The 19,441-nt window shown below is 73.0% G+C and carries 16 protein-coding genes; 2 read left to right on the forward strand and 14 right to left on the reverse strand.

Annotation, left to right across the window (positions count from 1 at the left end; genetic code table 11):
- Positions 1-75: 75 nt before the first annotated feature.
- On the reverse strand, positions 76-1,896 hold the full coding sequence (locus OHS33_RS17785; protein WP_330331407.1) for an NHL domain-containing thioredoxin family protein: 1,821 nt from the start codon (positions 1,894-1,896) through the stop codon (positions 76-78).
- 15 nt (positions 1,897-1,911) lie between these two features.
- Complete coding sequence (locus tag OHS33_RS17790; protein WP_330331408.1) at positions 1,912-2,769, reverse strand: hypothetical protein; 858 nt, start codon at positions 2,767-2,769, stop codon at positions 1,912-1,914.
- A gap of 31 nt (positions 2,770-2,800) precedes the next feature.
- On the opposite strand from OHS33_RS17790, the gene OHS33_RS17795 reads away from it, so the two are divergent.
- Positions 2,801-3,328, forward strand: a complete 528-nt coding sequence (locus tag OHS33_RS17795) for an LURP-one-related/scramblase family protein (RefSeq protein ID WP_330335086.1) — start codon at positions 2,801-2,803, stop codon at positions 3,326-3,328.
- 41 nt (positions 3,329-3,369) lie between these two features.
- Here OHS33_RS17795 and OHS33_RS17800 read toward each other — a convergent pair whose 3' ends face one another.
- Positions 3,370-4,185 (reverse strand): carbon-nitrogen family hydrolase, encoded by an 816-nt coding sequence (locus OHS33_RS17800; RefSeq protein WP_330331409.1) that lies wholly within the window; start codon positions 4,183-4,185, stop codon positions 3,370-3,372.
- Between the two features lie 160 nt (positions 4,186-4,345).
- On the opposite strand from OHS33_RS17800, the gene OHS33_RS17805 reads away from it, so the two are divergent.
- Positions 4,346-5,173, forward strand: coding sequence for a maleylpyruvate isomerase family mycothiol-dependent enzyme (locus tag OHS33_RS17805; protein WP_330331410.1), 828 nt, complete (start codon positions 4,346-4,348; stop codon positions 5,171-5,173).
- Positions 5,174-5,520: 347 nt separating this feature from the next.
- On the opposite strand, the gene OHS33_RS17810 is transcribed toward OHS33_RS17805, so the two are convergent.
- The 11 genes from OHS33_RS17810 to OHS33_RS17860 form a co-directional block, all read right to left on the reverse strand.
- Positions 5,521-6,876 carry an MFS transporter gene (locus OHS33_RS17810; protein WP_330331411.1) on the reverse strand — a complete coding sequence of 452 codons (1,356 nt, stop codon included), beginning with the start codon at positions 6,874-6,876 and terminating at the stop codon, positions 5,521-5,523.
- Positions 6,873-7,523, reverse strand: coding sequence for a GntR family transcriptional regulator (locus tag OHS33_RS17815; RefSeq protein WP_330331412.1), 651 nt, complete (start codon positions 7,521-7,523; stop codon positions 6,873-6,875). The genes OHS33_RS17810 and OHS33_RS17815 overlap by 4 nt, the downstream gene beginning before the upstream one ends.
- Before the next feature lie 161 nt (positions 7,524-7,684).
- A complete protein-coding gene (locus tag OHS33_RS17820; protein ID WP_330331413.1) occupies positions 7,685-7,996 on the reverse strand; it encodes a protease inhibitor I42 family protein in 312 nt (103 codons plus the stop codon).
- Between the two features lie 71 nt (positions 7,997-8,067).
- Positions 8,068-10,056: a C1 family peptidase gene (locus OHS33_RS17825; protein WP_330331414.1), complete on the reverse strand. Its 1,989-nt coding sequence runs from the start codon at positions 10,054-10,056 to the stop codon at positions 8,068-8,070.
- A 206-nt stretch (positions 10,057-10,262) separates the two neighbouring features.
- A complete protein-coding gene (locus OHS33_RS17830) occupies positions 10,263-11,069 on the reverse strand; it encodes a hypothetical protein (protein WP_330331415.1) in 807 nt (268 codons plus the stop codon).
- 197 nt (positions 11,070-11,266) lie between these two features.
- Positions 11,267-12,031, reverse strand: coding sequence for a hypothetical protein (locus OHS33_RS17835; RefSeq protein WP_330331416.1), 765 nt, complete (start codon positions 12,029-12,031; stop codon positions 11,267-11,269).
- 73 nt (positions 12,032-12,104) lie between these two features.
- Positions 12,105-12,662, reverse strand: coding sequence for a hypothetical protein (locus OHS33_RS17840; RefSeq protein ID WP_330331417.1), 558 nt, complete (start codon positions 12,660-12,662; stop codon positions 12,105-12,107).
- Positions 12,652-13,071: an SseB family protein gene (locus OHS33_RS17845; RefSeq protein ID WP_330331418.1), complete on the reverse strand. Its 420-nt coding sequence runs from the start codon at positions 13,069-13,071 to the stop codon at positions 12,652-12,654. The genes OHS33_RS17840 and OHS33_RS17845 overlap by 11 nt, the downstream gene beginning before the upstream one ends.
- A gap of 52 nt (positions 13,072-13,123) precedes the next feature.
- Entirely contained in the window at positions 13,124-14,077 is a 954-nt protein-coding gene (locus OHS33_RS17850; protein WP_330331419.1) for a GNAT family N-acetyltransferase, read from the reverse strand.
- 54 nt (positions 14,078-14,131) lie between these two features.
- Entirely contained in the window at positions 14,132-14,539 is a 408-nt protein-coding gene (locus tag OHS33_RS17855) for a hypothetical protein (RefSeq protein ID WP_330331420.1), read from the reverse strand.
- A complete protein-coding gene (locus OHS33_RS17860; protein ID WP_330331421.1) occupies positions 14,539-19,353 on the reverse strand; it encodes a putative T7SS-secreted protein in 4,815 nt (1,604 codons plus the stop codon). The genes OHS33_RS17855 and OHS33_RS17860 overlap by 1 nt, the downstream gene beginning before the upstream one ends.
- Positions 19,354-19,441: the final 88 nt, after the last annotated feature.

Below are 19,441 nucleotides of genomic sequence, written 5' to 3' on the forward strand. Positions count from 1 at the left end.
CTCCGGGGGCGCCTCAAACGCCGGCGAGGCTGACAATGCCCCGGCCCGGGGGCAATCGGCGAGGCTGAAAATGCCTCAGGCGTCCAGGCCCGCCAGGACCAGCGGGAGGCGCGCGACGCCACCCGGGAGCACTCGGACCGGAACTCCCCAGTCCTGCTGGTGCATGTGGCAGGCCGGGTACTCGTTCTCCGGGTCGTCGTCGCACGAGGCGGCCATCGCCGAGACGTGCAGCACGCCCTCGGTGATCCCGTCCGCCAGGACCAGGTCCCGGAACAGGTCCGTCCCCTGGCCCGCCCCCTCGGCCAGCAGCTCCGGCGGGGTCGAGGAGACCTGGAGCCGGGTGGAGGGCCCGTACCGCTCGTCCAGCTTCTGACCGCTCGGCGCCCGGAAGACCACGTCCAGCCGGAGCGTGCCCGGGGCCACCTCGGTGGCGGCCCGCTGCGTGCGGTGCGCGACCGATTCGACGCGGACGGCCTCCTCCGGCAGCCGCAGCCGGGTCAGCCGGTGCCGGGCGGACTCCACGACCAGGATGTCGTCCCCGACCAGCACGGCGTCGCTCGGCTCGCGCAGGTCGGTGGCCAGGGTGCTGACCTCCCCGGTGGCGGGATCGTAGCGGCGCAGGGCGTGGTTGTACGTGTCACAGACGGCGACCGAGCCGTCCGGCAGGGCGGTCACGCCGAGCGGGTGCTGGAGCAGGGCCTGGTCCGCGGCCCCGTCCCGGTGACCGAAGTCGAACAGGCCGCTGCCGACGGCGGTCCGGATGACGTACCCGCCGTCGGCGGCCGCCTCCACCCAGCGCAGCGCACTGGTCTCGGAGTCGGCGATCCACAGCCGGTCCCCGGCCGCCGCGAGCCCGGAGGGCTGCGCGAACCAGGCCTCGGCGACGGGCCCGTCGACCAGCCCCTCGTTGGTGGTGCCGGCCGCGACCCCGACCGTGTCGGTCTCCGGGTCCCAGGTCCACAGCTGGTGCACGCCCGCCATGGCGATCCACACCTTGCCGCCCCACCAGGCCACGTCCCACGGCGAGGACAGGTCCACCTCGCGCGCGGGCCCGGCCGTCGGCGAGCCCTGCCACCACTGGCGGCCCGTACCGGCGACGGTCTCCACGGCCCCGGTGGCCGGGTCGAAGACGCGCAGCGCGTGGTTGACGGTGTCCGCGACCACGACCCGCCCGTCGGGCAGCAGCGCCAGGCCCTGCGGCTCGCTGAAGGCGTCCGGCCCGAAGCCGCGCTCCCCGCCGCCGATCCGCCGTACGACGCTCTCGCCGTCGGCGGCCAGCTCGACCAGCTGGTGCCGGGTCGAGTCGGACACCAGGACGTTCCCGGAGGGCAGGACGAGCGCCTTGCCGGGGAACCGCAGGTCGGTCGCGACCGGCGCCGGTGCCACGTACGGCCCGTCCCCGCGCCGCAGGGTCCCCTTGGCCTCGTGCTCGGCCTCCAGCTCCTCGACGAGCCGCGCGATGGCGTGCGCGTGCCCCTCACCGGCGTGCTGCGCGACGATGTAGCCCTCGGGGTCGATCACGACGAGCGTGGGCCAGGCGCGGACGGCGTACTGCTTCCAGGTCGCCAGCTCGGGATCGTCGAGGACGGGGTGGTGGACCTCGTAGCGCTCGACGGCGTCGACGACGGCCTGGTGCTCGGCCTCGTGCACGAACTTCGGCGAGTGCACGCCAATGATCACGACGGTGTCCCGGTGCTTCTCCTCCAGCTCCCGCAGCTCGTCGAGGACGTGCAGGCAGTTGATGCAGCAGAAGGTCCAGAAGTCGAGGATGACGATCCGTCCTCGCAGGTCGGCGAGGGTGTAGGAGGTGTCACCGGTATTGAGCCAGCCGCCCTTGCCGATCAGCTCGGGGGCACGGACTCGGGCGCGACGGGGTGCGGACGCGGCAGGATTCATGCGTCAAGGGTGCCATCAGCCCAGGAAGGACCGGAGGGAGCCCGTCAGAGCCGTCACAAAGGCGTCACGTACGGGCTCCGGGACCAGGTCCAGGGACAGGTACGGGTTGAGGTCCTCCAGCTCGACCAGGAGCAGTTCGCCCCCGGGGGCGCGGCAGGCGTCGACCCGCTGGATGCCGTGGGACAGGGTGTTCCAGCCGATGAAGGCCCGGGCGAAGCCGAGGTCGGCGGGCGTGGGCTCGTACGGCACCAGTTCCCAGCGGCGGTCCGGGTCGGGCGCGTACAGGGCGTACTGGAAGGCGTCGTCGACGAAGTAGAAGGACACCTCGTAGGCGAAGTCGATCCGCGGCTGGACCAGGAGCGCGCCCGGGGCGGCCTGGGCCTCGGCCAGGTGCGCGGCCGGGTCGGCGGTGAAGACCAGGCCGATCGAGTCGGCGCCCTGCGCGGGTTTGACGGCGTACTCGGCCACCTGCGGCAGGAGGTGCAGATCGGCGGCGGCGTCGACCGTGGGGATGACCGGGTACCCGGCCTTCGTGAGGTCCAGGAGGTACCCCTTGCCCGCCATGTCGGCGCGGCCCGTGAGCGGGTTGTAGACCCGGGCCCCGGTGGCGAGGGCGTGCGCGCGGAAGGCGTCGTAGGCCTCCTGGTGGTGCAGCACGGGCCCGCTGTTGCGGACGATCACCGCGTCGAAGCCGGGCAGCAGGGCCTGCGCGTCGAGCGGGTGGCACAGGGCCAGGGCGAACTCCCCGCGCAGCCGCGAGGTGAGGAATATGTCCTCGTCGCCGTAGCGGCGGCCGCGCGCCGGGTACGCCAGGTCGGTCACATAGAGCAGGGTCGTGGCGGGGGCGGGGGCGGGGCCGGGGAGCTGAGGCATGGCGGCAACCTATCGCGGGCAGCGATACGGCATGAAATACCTGGTTCGGGACAAAGTGCTGGCCATCGGTGACGACTACTGGGTCGAGGACGAGGCCGGCCGCCACGCCTACCTGGTCGACGGGAAGGCGCTGCGCCTGCGCGACACCCTGGAGCTGAAGGACCCGGACGGCCGGATCCTGATCACCCTGCGGGAGAAGATGTTCAGCTTCCGCGACGCGATGACCCTGGAGCGGGACGGGCGGCAGCTCGCCGTGATCCGCAAGAAACGCTTCTCGCTGCTGCGCAACCACTACCGCGTGACCCTGTCCGAGGGCACCGAACTGGACGTCAGCGGGCGGATCCTGGACCGCGAGTTCAAGGTCGAGTACGAGGGCGAGCTGCTCTCGCTGATCTCCCGTCAGTGGTACCGGATCCGCGAGACGTACGCCGTGGACGTGATCCGGGAGGAGGCGGACGCGGCGCTGCTGCTGGCGGTGGCGGTGTGCGTGATCCGGATGGCCGAGAAGGAGCGGGAGGAGCGGGACGAGGAGAGGGCGGAGAGGGCGGAGGACGGGTGAGCGCCGGGGGCCGCCCCCCGGCACCCGCCCGCCCACAGGGACTAGGAGATGGTCCAGGAGCCCGGGACGGCCGGGGGCCGGATGCCCAGCATCCGGTCCTTGAGCGCCGGGAACTGCTCCCGGGTCTCCGCCACCTTCGCCGGGTCCAGGTCCACGGTCAGCACCTGCTCGCCCGGGCCCGCCTCGGCGATCACCTCGCCCCACGGGTCCACCACCAGGCTGTGTCCCGCCTGCTCGACCCCGGCGTGCGTCCCGGCGGTGCAGCAGGCGAGGACGTACGCCTGGTCCTCGACGGCGCGCGCCCGGTTGAGCAGGGTCCAGTGCGCGCGGCGGCGGGCGGGCCAGCCCGCGGCCACCACCAGGGTCTGCGCGCCCGCGTCGACCAGGCCGCGGAAGAGTTCCGGGAAGCGCAGGTCGTAGCAGGTGGCGATGCCGAGCACGGTCGTCGGCAGGGTGACGGTGGTCAGGGAGTCTCCCGCCGACATCAGCACGGCCTCGCCCTGGTCGAAACCGAAGCGGTGGATCTTGCGGTACGTGGCCGCCAGCTCGCCCTCCGGGGACAGCACGAGGGTGGTGTTGTAGAGGGAGCCGTCACCGGAGCGTTCCACGACCGACCCCGCGTGCAGCCAGACCCCGGCGTCGCGCGCCGCCTTCGACATGACCTCGAAGGTGGGCCCGTCCAGCGGCTCGGCCTCCGTCTCGAACTGCTCGTAGGAGAAGGCGCCCACGCCCCACAGCTCCGGCAGCACCACCAGGTCGGAGCCGCTCTGTTCACGGACGAGGTCCGCCACACGGGCACGTCGGGAAACCACCGACTCGCCCTCGTTCACCGCGATTTGGATCAGGGAGGCGCGCACACTACCACCGTTCTGGCATTCAAGCCGTCAACTCGGGGCCTACGATCGTCACACGAAAGCACTGCCGGGGTGCTCACCGGCAGCGTAACTTTGCATACGCCGCCGTCAGCCAGTCCAACCAGTCCACAACGCGCCACTGAACAGCACGCGAGGGGTCCCGTTGACCGTCCATCCCAGCCTTCAGCCCTATGCCGATGCGTGGACCCACTCCATCGAGGCGATATCCGAACTGGTCCTCCCGCTGACGGAGGCCGAATGGAACCGCCCGACCCCGTGCCCCGGCTGGTCGGTCCGTGACGTCGTGTCACACATCATCGGTATCGAGTGCGAGCAGCTCGGCGACCCCCGCCCCATCCACACCCTCCCCCGGGACCTGCGCCACGTGGTGGACGAGTTCACCCGGTACATGGAGGTCCAGGTGGACGTCCGGCGCCACCACACCGCCCCCGAGATGACCTCGGAGCTGGAGTACACCGTCATCCGGCGGATGCGGCAGCTGCGCAACGAGAAGCGGGATCCCGCCACCACGATGGTGCGCGGACCGCTGGGCGAGCAGACGACGCTGGAGCTGGCGCTGCGGCTGCGGGCCTTCGACGTGTGGATCCACGAACAGGACCTGCGGACCGCGCTCGGCGTCCCGGGAAACTGGGACTCCCCCGGCGCCGTCGTGGCCCGGGACCTCCTCCTGGTGGGACTCCCGAAGGTCGTCGCGAAGCGAGCGGGCGCCCCGGCCGGGTCCGCCGTGGTCCTGGACGTGCACGGAACGCTGGAGTTCATGCGGACGGTCCGCATCGACGCCGCGGGCCAGGGCACGATGGACAGCGCCCCGTCCCTGGGCCCGGCGGTCACCCTGGCGATGGACTGGGAAACCTACGTCCGCCTGGCCGCGGGCCGCGGCCGCTGGCGCACCCTGGCCGACCTGGTCAAGGTGGAAGGCGACCCGGACCTGGCCGAAGCGATCCTGTCCCAGTTCGCGGTGACGCCGTAGCGCTGGCACTGGCCGCAGCGTTGTCCAGCCCCGGCCGGGGGGCCGCCCACGGACCGGCAGCGAAAACCAGCCCCGCCGGCGTTTGAGGCGCAGCCGGAGGCACATGAGCCCCGGCCGGGGCTGCCCACGGACCGGCACCACATCCAGCCTCGCCCGGAGGCTGCCCACGGACCGGCACCACACCCAGCCCCGCCGGCGTTTGAGGCGCAGCCGGAGGCAACGCGCCCCGGCCAGGGGCTGCGCACGCACCGGCACCACACCCAGCCCCGCCGGCGTTTGAGGCGCCGCCGGAGGCACACGAGCCGCCCGGCGATTGAGGGCTGACCCAGCCCGGGACGGGGCAGCCGTCAGACCTCCGCGGGGGCCGGGGCGGAGCCCTGGACGGCCCCCGCGGCCGGGGCCGGGGCCAGGGCCGCGGCGGCCGCAACCTCCCGCTCCCGCAACAGCGCCCGCCCCCGCAACCGCAGGATCTGCGACACCCCCACCCCCTCCAGCACGAACACCGACGAGAACGCGACCCGGTAGTCATCCCCGGTCGCATCCAGCAGCACCCCCACCGCCAGCAACGTCGTCATCGAAGCGATGAACCCGCCCATGTTCGTGATCCCGGACGCCGTCCCCTGCCGGGCCGCCGGATTCGCGGGCCTCGCGAAGTCGAACCCGATCATCGAGGCCGGCCCACACGTCCCCAGCACCACACACAGCGTGACGAGCAGCCACATCGGCGCCCGCTCCCCCGGGTACACGAGCACCGCGCCCCACAGCAGCGCCGTCACCCCCACCGTGCCGAGCGCCAGCGGAATCCGCGCGGACTGCCGCCGCCCGACCAGCTGCCCGTAGAGCAGCCCGAACCCCATGTTCGCGACCACGATCAGCGTCAGCAGCCCGCCCGCGCCACCGCGCGACAGCCCCTGCGCCTCGACCAGGAACGGCATGCCCCACAGCAGCAGGAACACCATCGCGGGGAACTGCGTCGTGAAGTGCACCCACAGCCCGAGCCGGGTCCCGGGTTCGCGCCAGGATTCGGCGATCTGACGGCGTACGTAGCCCCCTTCGCCCCGCACCACCGGCGGCGGCGCGTGCCCCTCGGGGTGGTCGCGCAGGAACAGCAGCAGCGGAACGAGCACCACCAGGCCCGCCACCGCGCTGCCCGCGAAGGCCTGCACCCAGCCCACCCCGTGCAGGACGGGCGCCAGCACCAGCGTGGAGACGAGGTTGCCCGCCATGCCGACCAGCCCGGCGAGCTGCGCCATCAGCGGCCCCTGCCGGGCGGGGAACCAGCGGGTGCCCAGCCGCAGCACCGAGATGAAGGTCATGGCGTCGCCGCAGCCCAGCAGGGCGCGCGCGGTGAGGGCCGTCCCGTAGGACGGGGAGAGCGCGAAACCGATCTGTCCGGCGGTGAAGAGGACCGCGCCGAGCGTGAGCACCTTCTTCGTGCCGAGCCGGTCCACCATCAGGCCGACGGGTATCTGCATGCCCGCGTAGACGAGCAGCTGGAGCAGCGAGAAGGTGGACAGGGCCGAGGCGCTGACGTGGAAGCGGTCGGCGGCGTCCAGGCCCGCGACGCCGAGGCTGGTGCGGAAGATGACGGCGACGAAGTAGACGGCGACGCCGATCGACCACACGAAAACGGCCCGCCGCCCGCCCGGCGGGTCCTTCGGCAGGTGCGGCTGGTCGACGGCGGCGGGACCGGGGGTGCTCATCGCACGTCACCCCGGACCAGGGCCGCGACCCGTCCGACGTGGCCGCGTACCGCCGCGGCCGCGCTCTCGGCGTCCCCGGCGCGCAGCGCGTCGAGGATCTCGGTGTGCTCGGCGAGGGTCTTCGCGATCCGTTCGGGGTGCGCGTGCAGCAGCGCGACACCCATCCGCAGCTGCCGGTCGCGCAGCTGGTCGTAGAGCCGGGACAGGATCTGGTTGCCTGCGCTGCGCACGATCTCGGCGTGGAAGAGGCGGTCGGCGGCGATCAGCGCGGAGAGGTCACCGCTCGCGGCGTGCCGGTGCTGTTCTTCGATGAGCTCCGCGAGCCGCGCCAGCAGGGCGGGGGCGGCCGGGACGGCCCGCCGGACGGTGAACTCCTCGACCAGCAGCCGGGTCTCGACGACATCCGCGATCTCCTGGGCGGAGACGGGCAGGACCAGCGCGCCCTTCTTCGGGTAGAGCTTGATCAGCCCTTCCGTCTCCAGCCGCAGCAGCGCCTCGCGCACGGGCGTGCGCGACACCCCCACCGCGTCGGCGAGCTCGCCCTCGGTGAGCAGGGTCCCGCCTTCGTAGCGGCGGTCGAGCACGCCGAGCTTGACGTGCTGGTAGACGCGTTCGGCGGCCGTGGGCGCGAGGGTGACGGATGACATGCGCACAGCATAGATACAACACAGGTACAACCGACCCCCCGTCCGCGATATGGACACCCAAGCCCAAACCCAGCCCGCCCAAGCGCACACCCAGCCCGCCCAAACTCAGCCCGCCCGGCGTTTGAGGGCCCGCCGGAGGCACCACACGGCACGCCGCGTCGTCAGGCGCCGACCTCGACCTCCAGCACGAACTCGTCGTACGGCGCCTCGTCCGGGTACGGCGGCCGCACCTGCGCGAAGCGGATCCGAGCCCGCCCGCCGGGAAGGCGGCCCCGCACGACGTACGTCCGTTCCACCGGGGCACCGGGAGGAGGAGGAGACGGCGACGCCGGCGACGACGCCCCCTCGGCCACCTCCACCGCATCCGCGTCCCCCGTCACCCGCCAGGTCCACACGTACCCACGCGCCCCCCGCCCGGTGAGCCGCAACGTGTACGCCTCACCGGCGCGGAGCGCCACCCTCCGTACCTCCACCGGGCCCCTTCGCTCACGTCACCGGCACCGGCACCGGCACCCGCACCCGCACCGGCACCGGCACCCGCACCTCACGCGGGACCGATCACCGGCCCCTCGTGCCATCCCGCGCCGTCGCGCCAGTAGTGCTGGAGCTGCCGGTCGGTGCGCAGGACGATGACCTCCAGATTGAACCCGAAGCTGCCCTGCAGCATCCCGGTGACCGCGAGCGCGTCGTGGCCGAAGACCGCGCTGCGGCTCCAGGCCCCGCCCGCCGCGTTCCCCCGCCACCAGTGCTCGATCCGGCCGCCCGCCGCCACGCACAGCTCGTAGTTCCCGGCCGTGTCCTCGTCGGCGGCTCCGTACTGGCCCTCGATCAGGCAGGGCGCCGAGGTGATCCCGGTGCCGAACAGCTCGCCCGCGCGCCAGGCGAAGCCGTTCGGGTCGTCGCGCCACCACAGCTGCATCCGGCCGTCCGTCCGGGTGGCGACCAGGTCGAGGTGGCGGGCGCGGGTCTGCACCAGGGCGGGCCCGTAGTGGGCGATGCCCGAGCCGAAGCGGCCGCCGTCGTTCCAGGTCCACGGCGAGCCGTTGATCCGCCACCAGTGGTTCAGCCGCCCGTCGGCGGTCCGCACGACCACCTCGAAGTTGCCGGGCTTGCCGTAGTCGCTCTGGATGAACCCCGGCGTGGTGCCGGACGCCGCGTCGGACGGGCCGAAGAGGCCCGCGTCGCGCCAGGTGCCGCCGGACTGGTCGTAGAACCAGTGGTGCAGCCGCCCGCCGCTGGTGACGTGCACCGACTCCAGGTTCCGGTTGTACGTGGTGCTCGTGAAGGCGGGCAGCCCGGACACGTCGCTGCCGAAGGCCGCCGCGCGGGCCCACGGGAAGGGCGCGTCGCCCTCGCGCCACCAGTGCTGGAGCCGGCCGCCGCCCGTCGTCGCGAGCATCTCGAAGTTGCGGTGCGCGCGGCCGTTCCCGCTCTCGAAGATGTTGCCGGTGTGCAGCCGGCGCTTGGTCCAGGGGTCGGCGTTGGTGCCGCGCAGCCCGCACTTGGCCCAGTAGTCGATCTTCACCTCGCCGTACGCGATCCGCCCGTAGCCGCCCACGTGGTAGCCGGTGCCCCAGGAGTTCTTGAAGATCCAGCACCCGGCCGCGTCGTCGTAGCCGACGATCAGCACGCAGTGGCCGCCCGCGAAGTGGTCGCTGGTGCGCCGGTACACGCCCGCGCCGAGCCCGAAGAAGTCGTCGTAGACGTCGAAGCAGGCCGTCAGCGGGCCGACGGTGTCCAGCCAGACCTTCTGCTGCTCCACGTCGCCGAGCCGGACGTAGTCGGTGATCCGCGTGGTCCGCCCGGACCGGTCCCAGCTGGGCGTGTAGTCCGCCCGCCAGGCGTCACGGCGGTCGGCGGGCACGGACGGCGGCGGGGTCGTGTACGGATAGCAGTCCGGGTCGCAGATGCCCCCATTGGCCTTGATCCAGTCCAGGGCGGTCTCGGGGTTGCTGCCCTGGCCGCAGCTGAACTTCAGGCCGTCGTGGACATCGCCCTCGGAGCGCTTGGCCCACACGCCGTGCTCGATCCGCGCCATCGACTCGACCAGGCCGGTCGCGCCGAAGGCCCAGCAGGAGCCGCACGGGTTCTGGTCCTTGACCTTGGTGATCCAGGGCCAGCCCCAGCGGCTGCGCCAGTCGAGGGCGGCGGGCCGGGCGCCGACGACCGGCGGCTCGGTCTCGGGCAGCAGCCCGTGGGCGGCGCGGCGCCGGGTCAGGTCGGGGTTCGCGCTCTCGCGGCCGATGAGCGCCCGCAGGTCCACCGGGCCCGCCTCGGCGGCGGGCGTCAGGTTGGCCCCGGGTTGCAGGCCCAGCGAGGGCCGGGGTACGGGTTCGTCGTCGGCGAGGTGCTCGCTCACCGACCAGGTGGCCCCGGCCCCGGCGAGCAGCGCCCGCAGTTCTCCCGCGAGCTGGACCCGTGCGGTGCGGGGCCGGGCGTACCCCTCCTGGTCGTCGTGCGCGTCGTGTGCGTCGTGCGCGTGGTGCTGGCCGTGCGGGTCGTTCTGGCCGTGCTGGTCGGACTGCTCCGGCATACCGGTCCCCCCAGATGCGGTGCGGATGCGAGTCCCGGAGCGTCCATCCGGCGGGCGCCGCCGTCAAGGGGGTCCGCGCGGAGGCACCGGGGCACAGGGGGGAGCACCGTCCGCGGGCCGGGCGCCCGGGCCCCCGGTGTTCCGCGGGGCGGCGGAAGGCACCGGGGATCCGACGCGGGCGTGTGGGTGCGGCGGTGGGTGTGCCGCTATTCGACGGGCAGCGCGGGCGCCGGTACGGGCAGGGCCGGGGCCGGCACGGGGAGCGCGGGGGCGGGCACCGGCAGGGCGGGGGCCGGAACGGGCAGGGCGGGCAGCCCGCCGCCCGTCAGGAGCGCCGTGAGCAGCGCGATGAGGGAGGTCACGACGTCGGTGGACTTGCTCGTCGCGTCGGTCGAACAGCCGCAGGGTCCGGAGGCCTTCAGCACACCGTCGACGGCCTTCTTGAGGCTGTCCACGGCGGACCCGACCAGGTCCAGCGGGCCGTCCTTCGCCGCCTTGGCGGCGGTCGCGGCCACCGGCAGCGCGACGGGCAGCTTGGGCGCGTCGACCGGAAGCTTCGGCGCGTCCACGGGCAACTTGGGTGCGTCGACCGGGAGCTTGGGCGCGTCCACGGGCAGCTTCGGCACGTCGACGGGCGGCTTCGGGAGGTCCACCGGGGGCTTGGGAAGGTCGACGGGCGGCTTCGGCACGTCCACCGGCGGCTTCGGCAGCTTGGCGATGGCGTCGTCGATCGCCTTCTTCAGCTTGGCCGCGTCCGCCTCCGGGATCTTGCCGTCGGGGGCCTTGAGGACGGCGGCGAGCAGGTCGCTGACCGCCTTGAGGATCTCGCCGGTGATGCCGAGGGAGGCGACCTGCTGCTGCAGGGCGTCCGTCCCCGGGATGGCGGCCCGGGACGAGCCGGGGGCGACGGGCTTGTGCACGTCCTGGGAGGCCGCCCCCGCGAGGCCGGGGGACGCGGCCAGCAGGGACACGCAGAGGACGGCGGGAACGGTGTAACGGGTGAAGCGGCGCAACGGTCTCTCCTGTCAGGCGCGATGACGGCATGGGACGTACCGCCGCCACCCACTCACGGACACCCCGTCAGCTCCCGCAACCCGGGGCCCCGCGGCCCCCGCTGGGACACGCCGCGCAAACTGGCGTACCCGTCCTCGTGACCAGCGCCGATGGCGTCACCCTCACGAGGTGCCCCCGGGTGGGCTAGGGACACGGCCTAGGGAAGCCGCGGCCGTACCGCCGACCACGCGTCCACCGACGCGCCCAGGGGATCGTCCGGCGCCAGCTCGGGGCGGACCAGCGCCAGCCACGGCAGCAGGTTCTTGATCCGGCGCAGGTGCAGGATGCGGGCCCGCGGCAGGTCGCGCCAGGACCGGGCCTCGTGGGCCGCCTCCCCGGGCGTCATGTCGATCAGCGCCAGCAGGTCCCGGCAGAGCTCCGCCGGGTCACCGCCGGGCCCGGCGCCGAACTGCTGGATGAGGTAGCCCCGTACGGCCGCCTCCTCGGCGGCGGCCACCAGCGCGTCCTCCCCCGCCCGGGCGGCCTTGCGCCGGGTCGCCGCCAGCGCCACCCGCCCCCAGCGCAGCCGCACCTCGTCCGGCAGCCGGTCGGCCTGCGCGCGGCCCACGGCCAGGGTGCGCAGCTCCAGCGGGTGGGGCTCGTCCTCCAGCGGCGGGTCCGTGGCCAGCCAGGCCTCCAGCTCGCCGAGCGCGTGCCCGTCGGGCGGCACGGAGGTGAGCACCTGTCCCCGGGTGAGCAGGGCCACCACGGCCCCCGTCAGGTGCACCTTCGCCACGTGTCCGGCGTCGAAGAAGCCCACGGGGCGCCCGTAGCGCTCGATCCGGCGCAGGCCCAGCCTCGACTCCCCCGCCGCGTAGACCTGTCCGGCCCGGGCGACGCCGCCTATGCAGCGCACGACGCACACACCACCGGACACGTCCGCCTCTTCGACGGAGTACACCTGCAACTCGGCGATCGACACCCCGGCCCCCATTCCCCGGCGGCACGCTATCGCGTCGGCGCCCGGCCGGCCGCTCTCTCCGGCCGCCCTCCTACTAGCCGTTGCCGGTGGCCTGGTCGACCATGTCCTTGAGCGAGCCGATCTTCCCGGTGGTCATCAGCTTGTCGCCCGTGTCCGACCAGGTCTTCTTGATGTCCTCACCGCTCTTGGCGAAGGACTCGGCGCTGTAGTCGGGCTTGTAGACGTCCGCCCGGAAGATGTCCCCCCAGGCCTTGTTCTCGATGTCGTCCTCGTTCGCGTGCGGGTTCCCGTAGGCGGAGTTGGCGGCGACCTTGAACGCGCCCTGGATGTACTGGTCCTCCTCCCACAGCGTGCCCGCCGAGATGCCGAGGGCCTGGGCGAGCGTGCTGGCGTCCTGGACGAGGGAGCGCACCCCCCACTCCCAGTGCTCGCAGAAGTCCTCGAAGTCGGTGGCGAGACCGGCGTGACCGGCTTCCATCCCGGTCATCGAGAGCGAGCTGAAGCCGGCGCCCATCGAGGCTCCGCCCGCGTCCGCCCCGGATTCGCGCAGCTCACCGATGGCCGCCCGCAGACCGTCCTGGATCTTCTTGACGGCCTCGGGCGCGACGGCCAGGTCCTTGTCACCGCTCATGCGGGGCCCCCGCGGGTTCCGCGTCGGCCGGACCGGCGGCATCGACCGCGACCGCGTCCGGGACAATGCCCACCACCGGCGGGAAGAGCATCGCGCCCTCCTCGTCCGCCACGTCCACGGCCACCCCGGCCGGACCCGCCACCTCGGGGATCACCGCGTCGACCAGCCGGGCCCCGAGGATCGCGAGGTACTCCCACTCCTGGTCCCCGGCGCCGCGGGCCCGGGCGAAGGCCGCCAGGGCCTCTTCCCCGGTGAAGGCGTAGACCCAGCGGACGCCGCCCTGCTCTCCCGACATCAGGCCGCCGTCGGCGATCGGCACGAGCAGCGTGGCACGGCGGAATTCGCCCAGCATCCGGGCGGGGTTTCCCGTTCCCCCGCGGAATGCGGCGATCTCTTCGCTGAGTCGCATGTACAGCCCCGTTCCCGGGGGACGACTGATCCCCCGCAGGGGGAGACCCTACTCAGGACCCGGCCGGTTCCTCCAGCACCAGGCGGATCTCCGTCACCCGGTACCCGGCGCGGTCGAAGGCGGCCGCCATCGGCACGTTGACCGTGTCCGTGGTGGCGGTGATCCGGTCGGCGCCCTCGGCCGCGTGGAAGCGGGTGATCTCGCCGAGGATCTCGTCGATCAGTCCCCGGCCGCGCTGCTCCGGTACGACACCGAGGTAGCCGACGTTGCGGTGGTACGGGGTCCGGGAGGGGATCGCCATCCCGGCCGGGGTGCCGTCGGGCAGGTGCGCCATGCGCCACCAGGACCGCTCGCCCGGGCAGTCGAGGTAGTAGGCGAAATCGGCCCGGGCCAGGGCCTCGGCGTCCATCGACCGGAGTTCGCCCTGGGTGTGCAGGTCCAGGCTGCCCTGGGAGAGCCGGGCGAAGAAGTCGAGGAACTCCTCGTCGGTGCCCTCCCGGAAGACCAGGCGGCCCGTGGGGGCGACGGGCTTGGCCTCCGGGGTCCACTCGTAGCGCAGCCGCTCGACGGTGCTGGTCAGGCCCGCCCGCCGGGCGGCCTCCTGGCGCCAGCCGACCGCTTCCGCCAGGCCGGGGGCGGCCCGCCAGTCGCGGGGCAGCGAGAGGTTGTAGAGCGGCCGGGTACCGAAGGCCTCGTGCCCGGCGGCCAGCAGCTCCGCGGCCAGCGCGGCCGGGTCGGACACCTCGGGCCGTACCTGGAGGCAGTCGAGGGCCAGCGGGCGCTCGCTGTCGTCCCGGCCCCACCACAGGGCGCGGGCCAGGATCCGGCCGTCCTCGTCCTCGGCGAACCAGGTCCACTCGGGCCGCATCCGGTGCGCGGCGAGTTCGGCCCGGATCCGCTCGGCGTCCAGGGCGGGCACGGGGTCGACCGGGCCGTCCGTGGCGTAGCCGACGGCCCGGTCGAGGTCGGCGGGGTCTGCGGTGGCGGGGCGGAGGCGAAGGCTCATCCGCCGATGATCACATTCCGCCACCGAACGGCCAAGGGAGTTGTGGCCGCTGTGTCAGCGCCAGGTCCGGGCGTCCCGCACCACGCCCGCCTCCAGGTCCAGGCGGCCCTGGAAGTCCCCCGAGCGCGTGGCGATGACGAGGAGCGGCAGGCCTTCGGAGTCCCGGTAGGCGGTGTAGAACCCGAGCACCGCGTTCGGGTCGGACAGCAGGCCCTCCGGCGGGCTCAGCCGGAGCCGCTCCGAGCCGTCGGCCCGGTAGACGACCGCGTTGTCCTTCGGCGTGAAGGGCCGGGTGTCCAGTGCCTCCACCACCAGGACCAGGGTCTCGCCGTCGTGCGTCCAGGTCATGACGGACTGCGGCGGCTTGGGGTGGTGCTTCTCGACGGCGGCGGCGCCGTGGTTCCAGCGGACCGTGCTCTCACCGGCGGTCCAGCCGATCGCCATGTCGGGTTCCTGCGTCATTACTTGGGGATCTCCACGGGAGGGCCGACTGGGATGAGCCGGGCGCGGTCTTCGTAGTTCAGGATTTCCAGCTGGCTGACCCCGCCGGGCAGATGACCCAGCTTCGGGTCCGTCTGGGGCCCGATGATGCTCTCCTGGATCCGGATGGGGTCGCCGGTGTCCGGGAACCGGTACCGCTGGAGCATCGAGACGTCGTCCTTCCAGTCGGTGCGGATGGCCAGCTGGTCACGGACGTACTGCTGGTTGGGCACGCCTTCGAACGTACCGAAACCGCCGGGGCTGGTGGCCGGCTGGCCCTTGGACAGCACCATGTTGAACTCCTCGCCCGGCTGCGCCAGGCGTGAGGTGATCGGCGTCCCGTACATGTTCGGGGGTTCCCGCTCGGCCTTGGGCAGCGCCAGCTGCTCCTTGCCCGCCGCCGGGCAGCCGCTCAGGCCCAGCGGGTCGGCCCACAGCAGCGGGTTGGCGACGTACGCGACCGGGTTGGAGGACGGTGTCAGGCCCAGCGGGTCGGAGGTCAGATAGCGGGCGGTCTCCGGGTCGTAGGTCCGGAAGTGGTTGTGGTGGAGGCCGGTCTCCGGGTCGTGGTACTGGCCGGGGAAGCGCAGTGGTGTCCAGGCCGTCGCGTCGCGGTTCCAGCTCGTCGCGCCCCACACGGTGGAGCGGGTGCGCCAGGCGAGGGCGCCCCGTTCGTCGATCATCTCCGTCGGGGTGCCGACGAGGTCGGTGACGATCGCGAAGAACCGGCTGTCGATCTCCGTCTGTGACGGCTCGCCGGACGCGGACGCGGCCGCGGGCCGGATGGACTCGACCTGGGTCAGCGGGTGCAGACCCGCGTGCGTCCAGCTGAGCGTGACCTCGTGCGGGCTGTCCCGCAGGCGGGTCGTCTGCTCGGCCAGGGTCGTCCCGTCCCAGGTGAAGAGGGTCTCCTCGACGACCTGCAACTCGACGGTCTCCGGGGGTGTTTCACGTGAAACACCGGCTGGAAGGAGCGTTTCACGTGAAACATCGGCCGGGACGGGTGTTTCACGTGAAACAACCGCCGGGGCGAGCCGCTGTTTGGCGATGCGGCGCCCCAGCCCGTCGTACCGGTAGCGCCAGCGGGTTCCGTCCGGGGTGGTCACCCCGGTCAGCCGGTCGTCCGCGTCCCAGACGTAGTGCCAGGTGTCGGGCTTGCGGGAGAGCCGGGTCTTCTGCCGCAGGACCACCCGCCCCTGGGCGTCGTGCTCGTAGCGGATCCGGCCCGCGCGGGTGATCCGGGTCCCGGTGTACTCGCGCTCGCCGATGGCATCCGCACCCGGGTGGGCCTGGGGCCAGTCGGCGGACGTCTGGTTGCCCGCCTCGTCGTAGGCGTAGCGCTCCGACCAGGAGGCGGCGTCCACCCCGGTGATCCGGGAGGCGGCGTCCAGGGTGAAGCGGCGCGGGCCGGTGCTCTCGTCGTCGATCTCCAGCAGGTTGCCGTCGGCCCGGTAGGTGTAGCCGCGGCGTTGCAGGGTCCGCTGGTCCGAGCCGGTGATGTGCCGGGTGGTGAGCCGCCCCAGGGCGTCGAAGGTGTGGTGCAGGACCGCGCTGTCCCCGATGTGCCGGGTCAGTTCACGGCCCGCGGCGTCCCGCTCGAAGGTCAGTGTCCGGCCCGAGGCGTTCAGCCCTGTGCAGTGACCGGCCTCGTCATAGGTCCAGCGGGCCGCCGCCCCGCTGGGCGTGGTGCGGGCCACCGGGCGGCTCAGCTCGTCGTACGCGTAGCGGACCGCCCGCCCGTCCACGCGTTCCTCGGCCAGTCGCCCGTGCCGGTCTCGGATGCGGACCACGGTGGTGCCGTCGGCGGAGGTGACCGCCGCGGGCAGGTCGAAGACGTCGTACTCGAAGGTCGTCGTACCGGTCGGGGTGGTCTTGCGGACGATCCGGCCGAGCACGTCCCGCTCGTAGGCGATCTCCTCGCCCGCCGCGTTCACGCGGGAGGCGAGCCGGCCGGCCGGGTCGTGGGTGTAGCTCAGGGTCCGGCCGTCGAAGTCCGTCTCCGAGGTCAGCCGACCCGCCGCGTCGTAGGTGTACTCCCAGGTCAGGCCCTGGGGATTGCGTACGCCGGTCAGCCGCAGCCCCGCGTCATAGGTGTAGGCGTACCGCACCCCGTCGGGTCCGGTCCGCGCGGCGAGGAGGTCGAAGTGGGTGTACTCGAAGCGGGTCACCCCGCCCGAGGGATCGGTGAAGGCCGTGCAGTTGCCCTCGCCGTCGTGGACCCAGCGCCGTTCGGCGCCGTCCGGGTCCACCCGGCGGGCGGGTCTGCCCTCGGTGGTCCACTCCATGACGGTGACCCCGCCGAGCGGGTCGGTGACCTTGACCGGGCGGCCGAAGGCGTCCCGCTCGAAGCGGGTGACGGCGCCCAGCGGATCGGTGAGGGTGAGCGGGAGGCCCGCCGCGTCGCAGGTGGTGCGGGTGACGGCGCCGAGCGGGTTGGTGACCGCCGTGAGGTGGCCCCGCTCGTCGTACGCGAAGGTGGTCACCGCGCCCGCCGAGGTGGTGAGCGAGGTGCGGTTGCCGCGGTCGTCGTAGCTCTGGCGGACGACCGTGCCGTCGGCGTTCGCCACCCGGACCGGCAGGCCCAGCCGGTCGTACTCGGTGCCGGCCGCGCGGCCGTCGGGGCGGACCGAGCGGGTGATCCGGCCCGCCGCGTCGTACTCCTGGTGGGAGGTCGCGCCGAGGGCGTCCGTGCGGGAGACCGGGCGTCCCTGCCGGTCGTAGGCGTAGCGGGTGACGGCGCCGAGCGGGTCGATGTCCGCGACCACCCGGCAGTGCTCGTCGATCAGATAGCGGCGCGTGTCCCCGGCGGCGGTCGTGACGCTGGTGACCCGGAGGCCGGTGGCCGGGTCGGACCCGTCGTAATCGAGGGTGAGGGCGAGGTGCCCGCCGCTGCCGCCTTCGGCGACGCAGCGGTCCCGCTCGTCGTAGGCGTAGTCGTAGCGGCTGCCGTTGGTGTCGGTCCAGGAGGTGATCCGGCCGCGCTCGTCGTAGCCGAACCGCAGGGGCAGACCGGAGGAGTTGGTGACCTCGGTGAGGTGTCCGCCGGTGTAGCCGTACGCCAGGATCCGCGGGCCGCCGGTCAGGTGCAGGGCGGTGATCCGGCCCCCGGCCGTCTCGAAGTCCAGGTGGTGGCCACCGCTGTGCGCGATGCCGACCGGGGTGCCCTCGGCGTCGTACTCGAAGGTGATGACATTGCCGTTGCGGTCCGAGAGCTGCGCGATCGGCGCCAGGCCGTCCCCGTCCGCCGACAGGACGGGCCCGGTGAAGCGGCGGACGTGACCGGTCGCCGGGTCGGTGAGCGTGTAGTCGCCGTCGGGGGTGCGTTCCAGGGGCCGGGGCGGTCCGGTGGCGGGCAGCACCGGGACACCGGGCGCCGGGTGCGGGTAGGCGATGACGAGGCCGTCGTCCGTGACCAGGACGACGCCCTCGGCGTCGATCTCCAGGTGCTGGTCGGCCGTGCTGCTCCACGAGGGACCGAACCAGCGCCCCGCCGTGTAGCCGGATTCCGCCCGGCGGCCGAACACCAGGGGCAGCGTGCCCGGCAGCACCACATCGGTCTGCGGCAGGTACATCCGCCCGGTGGCGAGGTCCACCGGGTCGGTGCCGCCGGTGGTCCGCTCCCCGTCCGGGGTCTTGTGCAGGTCCGGTCCGTCGCCGGTGAGCGCCTTGCGGCCGGGGCCCGTCGGGATGTCGTCCGCGAGCTTGGCGACCGTACCGGCCTTCTTGGCCAGCCCCAGGCCCTTGGTCCCGATGAGTTCCGGGAGCATCTTGCCGATGCCCTCGGAGGGGTCCTTCATGAACTGGTCGAGCATCTGCTTGCCCGCGCCCATGGGGTCGTTGGCGGCGGTGACGAGCCCGGCGACGGTCGAGTTCAGGCTGGTCGCGTACTCGGCGGGGTGCGTGAGGTTGTAGGGGTCCATCGGATTGACCGAGCGGACGAAGTTCAGCAGACCGGCCGTGCCCTTGATGACACCACCGGTCAGGTGCGTCTTGGCGATGTCCACGTACTGCATTCCGTCGCCGAACTGCTTCGCGTACGAGGGCTTCGCCGGGGCCGCGTCCCGGGCCGCGCGCACGGCCGTACGGGCCGTCTCCGCCACCTCGTTGCGCTGCTTGCGGGCCCCGTCGAGCTTGTCCTGCGCCGCGTGGGCCATCGCCGTGCCCGGATCGGTGAAGGTGCCCGGCTTGGGCGGCAGGGTGTCCTTCTTCGCGTGGACCGCGTCGTTGTAGGTGTCGACCTGCTTGTTGTAGGCGCTGCGGGCGTCCGTCGAGGCCTTCTTCGCCGCGTTGTAGTCCGCGAGCGCCTCCTTGGCCTGCCCCTGCGCCCACTCCACCGTCTCGGCGAAGCCCCCCATGGCGACGGCGGCCTTCCCGAAGGCTTCCGCCGCCTTGAACCAGCGGGGCGGCTCCTTGGCGACCGACTCCCGGAAGGCGTCGGCCGTCTTGCCCTTGAGGCCGTCCGCGTCGAGCCCCTTGAGCCCGCTGCCCACCGTGTCGAAGGCGGCCTTGAAGTCGTGGAGGTGCGCTGCCTGGGCGCGGATCTTGGAGACGCTGCCGTAGACGAGTTTGGTGGGGTCCTCGGTCTGGCCGAGTTCCATCTCGGCGACACCGGCGCCCAATTGGTTGGCGGCGGAGCGGCTCTTGTCCCGGATCCAGTCCGCCGCGTCGTCGAGGCCGACGTCCTCCGCGAGCCCGGCGACCTTGTCGCCGGTCCATTCGATGGCGTCACCGACGTCCTCGACGCGGTCCTCGACCCAGTCCTCGACCGAGTCCGGAATGAAGTCGCCCAGCCCCATGGCGTGCTGTCCCCGTTCCCGGGGGCCGTGGGGTGCCCCCGATGCGCACACGTTACTCAGCACCGATGGCCGGCCACCCCTGGGGGTG

The organism is Streptomyces sp. NBC_00536, from assembly GCF_036346295.1.
In the GTDB taxonomy this organism is placed as follows: Bacteria; Actinomycetota; Actinomycetes; order Streptomycetales; family Streptomycetaceae; genus Streptomyces.

Coding starts and splice junctions, on each gene's coding strand:
- OHS33_RS17785 (WP_330331407.1), bottom strand. CDS start 1,896: ATGAATCCTGCCGCGTCCGCACCCCGTCGCGCCCGAGTCCGTGCCCCC.
- OHS33_RS17790 (WP_330331408.1), bottom strand. CDS start 2,769: ATGCCTCAGCTCCCCGGCCCCGCCCCCGCCCCCGCCACGACCCTGCTC.
- OHS33_RS17795 (WP_330335086.1), top strand. CDS start 2,801: ATGAAATACCTGGTTCGGGACAAAGTGCTGGCCATCGGTGACGACTAC.
- OHS33_RS17810 (WP_330331411.1), bottom strand. CDS start 6,876: ATGAGCACCCCCGGTCCCGCCGCCGTCGACCAGCCGCACCTGCCGAAG.
- OHS33_RS17815 (WP_330331412.1), bottom strand. CDS start 7,523: ATGTCATCCGTCACCCTCGCGCCCACGGCCGCCGAACGCGTCTACCAG.
- OHS33_RS17825 (WP_330331414.1), bottom strand. CDS start 10,056: ATGCCGGAGCAGTCCGACCAGCACGGCCAGAACGACCCGCACGGCCAG.
- OHS33_RS17840 (WP_330331417.1), bottom strand. CDS start 12,662: ATGAGCGGTGACAAGGACCTGGCCGTCGCGCCCGAGGCCGTCAAGAAG.
- OHS33_RS17845 (WP_330331418.1), bottom strand. CDS start 13,071: ATGCGACTCAGCGAAGAGATCGCCGCATTCCGCGGGGGAACGGGAAAC.
- OHS33_RS17850 (WP_330331419.1), bottom strand. CDS start 14,077: ATGAGCCTTCGCCTCCGCCCCGCCACCGCAGACCCCGCCGACCTCGAC.
- OHS33_RS17855 (WP_330331420.1), bottom strand. CDS start 14,539: ATGACGCAGGAACCCGACATGGCGATCGGCTGGACCGCCGGTGAGAGC.
- OHS33_RS17860 (WP_330331421.1), bottom strand. CDS start 19,353: ATGGGGCTGGGCGACTTCATTCCGGACTCGGTCGAGGACTGGGTCGAG.